Annotated in this window: 4 protein-coding genes; 3 read left to right on the top strand and 1 reads right to left on the bottom strand. The window is 37.9% G+C overall.

Annotation, left to right across the window (positions count from 1 at the left end; genetic code table 11):
• Positions 1–253, bottom strand: a 253-nt coding sequence (gene rpsO / locus QZ620_RS13640; protein ID WP_295182688.1) for a 30S ribosomal protein S15, incomplete at its 3' end; no start/stop codon positions are given.
• A 132-nt stretch (positions 254–385) separates the two neighbouring features.
• Here rpsO and QZ620_RS13635 point away from each other — a divergent pair.
• The 3 genes from QZ620_RS13635 to QZ620_RS13625 all read left to right on the top strand — a co-directional run.
• Positions 386–796 (top strand): hypothetical protein, encoded by a 411-nt coding sequence (locus tag QZ620_RS13635; protein WP_295182686.1) that lies wholly within the window; start codon positions 386–388, stop codon positions 794–796.
• 86 nt (positions 797–882) lie between these two features.
• Positions 883–2,886 (top strand): TonB-dependent receptor, encoded by a 2,004-nt coding sequence (locus QZ620_RS13630; protein WP_295182683.1) that lies wholly within the window; start codon positions 883–885, stop codon positions 2,884–2,886.
• A gap of 203 nt (positions 2,887–3,089) precedes the next feature.
• The coding region (locus tag QZ620_RS13625) for a TonB-dependent receptor (RefSeq protein WP_295182681.1) at positions 3,090–3,908 on the top strand (819 nt) is incomplete at its 3' end.

The raw sequence follows: 3,908 nt of genomic DNA, 5'->3' as shown, positions 1-3,908 counted from the left end.
ATTCCTTAATAATGGCACGATATCTCATGATATCCTTTTTCATTAAGTAATCAAGTAAGCTTCTTCTTTTACCAACAAGCTTAACCAGCGAACGCTCTGAATTAAAATCCTTACGGTTTTTCTTCAGGTGCTCAGATAGGTGAGCAATTCTGTAAGTAAATAATGCGATTTGTCCTTCTGCTGAACCGGTATCATTTTTTGATTTACCATGTTTTTCGAAGATCTCTTCTTTTCTTTCTTTTGCTAGATACATTCCAATATTATTTAAATGATTTTTATGTATTGACAGCATTTCTGTCAGGCGGCAAAGATATCATTTATTTTTTATTCCGTATGTATTAGGTTTTAAATTTATAGACTCAATCAAAATTCATATTTTTGCAAAGTGAAAATTGCATTTCCTCATAAACTTCTGGTATCCTTGCTAGCTCTATTAGTGCTGGTAACTACTAATTCATTCGCTATTGAAAAGCATTTCTGTGGCGAGCGATTAATTGATACTTCTGTTTTTGCTGAATTGGAGAAATGCCCTGGTTGTTTAGATGCTAAGGATAACATTCCTTCTGAATCTGAATGCTGTACGGATGTGGTTGATGTGCTGGAAGGGCAGGATATTACAACTGTTAAGAAAATTGACGATCTGGATGTAGATCAACAGGTCTTTCTTGTTGCATTCGGCAAGGCTTTCTTTTCACTCTTTCAACCGGAATCCAAAAGCCCGGAAAATTCACTTTATTACGATCCACCTACTATTAGCTTTGACCTTCAGTCATGCTATCAGGTATATTTAATCTGAATTTAGATTTTTAATAGAATTATCACTTTCCGCAGAAAGACAGGCGGAGGGTACTTTAATTATTATCAAAAATCAAAATTCAATTGATGAAAATCATACAATCTCTCATATTATTACTACTCCCTGTGGTAATTTTTTCACAGGAAACTTTCAGTGGTAAAGTACAGGAACTGGGAACAGAAATGCCTGTTCCCGGAGCAAATGTCTACTGGCTAAATACCGAAGTTGGAACCATAACCGACTTCAACGGTGAATTTTCAATTCCGTATAAGAAGGAATATAATAAGCTGGTCATTAGTTTTATGGGCTATAAATCAGATACTCTTAGTATAAAGAACAATAAGGATAATTTTGTTCATGAACTAAGTCCTTCAGCAAATCTTGATGAAGTAGACCTGGTTTCTCGTAAAAAAGCAACTTCAAGATCCTATCTGGAGTCTACGAATGTCATGAATATTAGCAGTGATGAACTTTTAAAAGCTGCTTGTTGTAATCTTTCTGAAAGTTTTGAAACCAATCCTTCCATAGACGTTAATTTCGCTGATGCTATTTCGGGAACCCGGCAAATAAAGATGCTGGGATTAACCAGTCCTTATATATTGATCGCTACCGAAAATATTCCGTCAGTAAGAGGAGCCGCTCAAGCTTACGGACTTTCATTCACACCGGGAACATGGGTGGAGAGTATTCAGATTACTAAAGGAGCGGGTAGTGTGGTTAATGGTTATGAAAGTATTGCCGGCCAGATCAACGCTGAACTTCAGAAACCTGCAAATTCAGATAAATTTTTTGTAAACCTTTATGGTGCCAGCAGTAAGCGCCTGGAGCTCAATACTCATTATAATACTCAGCTGAATAAGAAGTGGAGTACTGGTATTTTTGTACACGGAAACTCACATCAGGAAGAGCACGATGTCAATAACGACAACTTCCTGGATATGCCTTTGTATAATCAGATCAATTTGATGAATCGCTGGCAATATATCGATAATGAGAACGGGATCGTTGCTTTTATGAATTTCCGCTATCTTAATGATGAAAAGCAAACCGGAGAGCTCGATTTCGATCCTGATACAGATAAATTAACCACAAATGCCTGGGGAAGTGAGATTAATACGCAACGTTATGAGTTTTCAGGAAAACTAGGATATGTAAATCCAGAACTTCCGTGGCAGAGTATTGGAATGCAATTAGCGGTGAGCAATCATCAGCAGGATTCCTATTTTGGTCTTAGGGTTTATGATATAGAGCACAATAGCATTTATTCCAACATTATTTATAATAGTATTATTAGTGACTCCAGACACAAGATCAAAACTGGTCTTGATTTTACTCAGGATTCTTATAATGAGTTGGTTGAAGATACAGATTACGTTCGTAAAGATAATTCTGTAGGAGGTTTTTTCGAGTATAACTTTGACGATATGGACAAGCTCAATCTTACCGCAGGAGTGCGTGCAGATTATCATAACCGTCTTGGTTTCTTTCTTACTCCAAGAGTTCATGCGAGGTATCGACCTTGGGCGAAATCGGCTTTAAGAGTATCATTTGGTCGTGGTAAACGGGCTGCTAATATCTTTGCTGAAAATCAAAATCTATTCGCCTCTTCCCGGGAGATCAACATTCAAAGAAGTTCCAGCGGAGATATTTATGGTTTGGATCCCGAGATCGCCTGGAATTACGGAATTTCATATATGCAGGGTTTCAATATTTTCAGTAGAAAAGCAGAGCTGATCTTTGATTATTATCGAACTGATTTTCAGAACCAGGTGGTAGTCGACTGGGAAAACCCACAGGAGATCAGTTTTTATAATCTGAAAGGAGATAGCTATGCGAATAGTTTTCAAGCTGAATTAAGCTATAATGCTGCAGAGCGCCTCGATCTAAGAATGGCTTATAAATTTTACGATGTAAAAACTAAGTATCAGACTGGAACTAAGATCAAACCCCATATCCCAGAAAATAGAGTCTTTGCAAATCTTTCCTATGAAACCGAAATAAAAAATAATAGTCAGTGGAATCCCCATTTGGAAAAAATCTTTCAATTTTTCCATCACTTGAAATTTCGATACTTCCTCCATCATCACTAAAAGCCCCGCCAACAATTGCAGCAGGCCACGCGGAATCGAAGAGGCCAGTGTTTCCAAAAATAATAAAGTCAATGCCAAATGGGTTGTTCGGATCGTCTGTTATTGGTTCGTCAAAGTGAACTGTTAATGAACCGCCGACGCCAATGGAAACAATTTCATCATTGAGCCAAGGTGCGTTAAATGGGCTGACAACACAAGGCCATATGCCTTCCCCGGTAATACGCGTTGGTTCTCCAAGAACTGATTCAGAAACTGAAGTAGATTCTTACACTCTAACCCAGACTTTTGATCTTTCAATTGGTGAAATAACTCTTATTTCAAATAAAAGAGAGATTGAATCTTACAATGGATCATGGGGTTGGAATTATGGAAATGGTCCTGGAATTAGTGGTAATGCTAATTTACTGGATGTAATAAATAACCCGAGTGAAATAGAAGTTGAGTCTCATGAATTAAGACTTACAGGTAGTTCTGATTCTTTTGACTGGGTTATAGGAGCTTATATCTTTGAAGAAAATGCGATTGAGAGCATAGATGTACCCATATTCAGAGGGGTGCTGCCTCCTCCAGCTACTTTATGGCCTGTTTTCTACGTACCTGGACTTGCGGATATAGTTTTAGGTACTCAAGCTTATGGAAGTAGGAATCAAGGATACAACGTCACTAATGAGAATGATGCTTTCTATGCAGAAGGTACATATCAAATTTCTGACCAACTTGATTTAACCGTTGGAGTTAGAAGAACAAATGACGATAGATATTTTGAAAGATGGCAAACTCTCTATGGAGGAGCCTTTGATCCAACTTACTTCTGTCCTGGCATGCCTAGTGCTGAAGTAGCACCTGGAGTGGTTGTCCCCTTAAGCGATAGATGTATTCAAACCGTTAGTTATAGTGAAACTACACCTAGAGCAATCTTAAGCTACCAACAAAATGACGATGTCTTAATTTACGCGAGCTATAGTAAGGGTTATTCCAGTGGTGGATTTAACCAGGATCGAGCTCAGTTCATTTCTATGGTC

Source organism: uncultured Christiangramia sp., from assembly GCF_913046405.1.
Taxonomy (GTDB): Bacteria; Bacteroidota; Bacteroidia; order Flavobacteriales; family Flavobacteriaceae; genus Christiangramia; species Christiangramia marina.
This window is presented reverse-complemented; position numbering and strand designations above follow the sequence as displayed.

Bases quoted from the DNA above. Each gene is read 5' to 3' on its own strand.
- QZ620_RS13630 (WP_295182683.1), top strand. From the start codon at position 883: ATGAAAATCATACAATCTCTCATATTATTACTACTCCCTGTGGTAATT.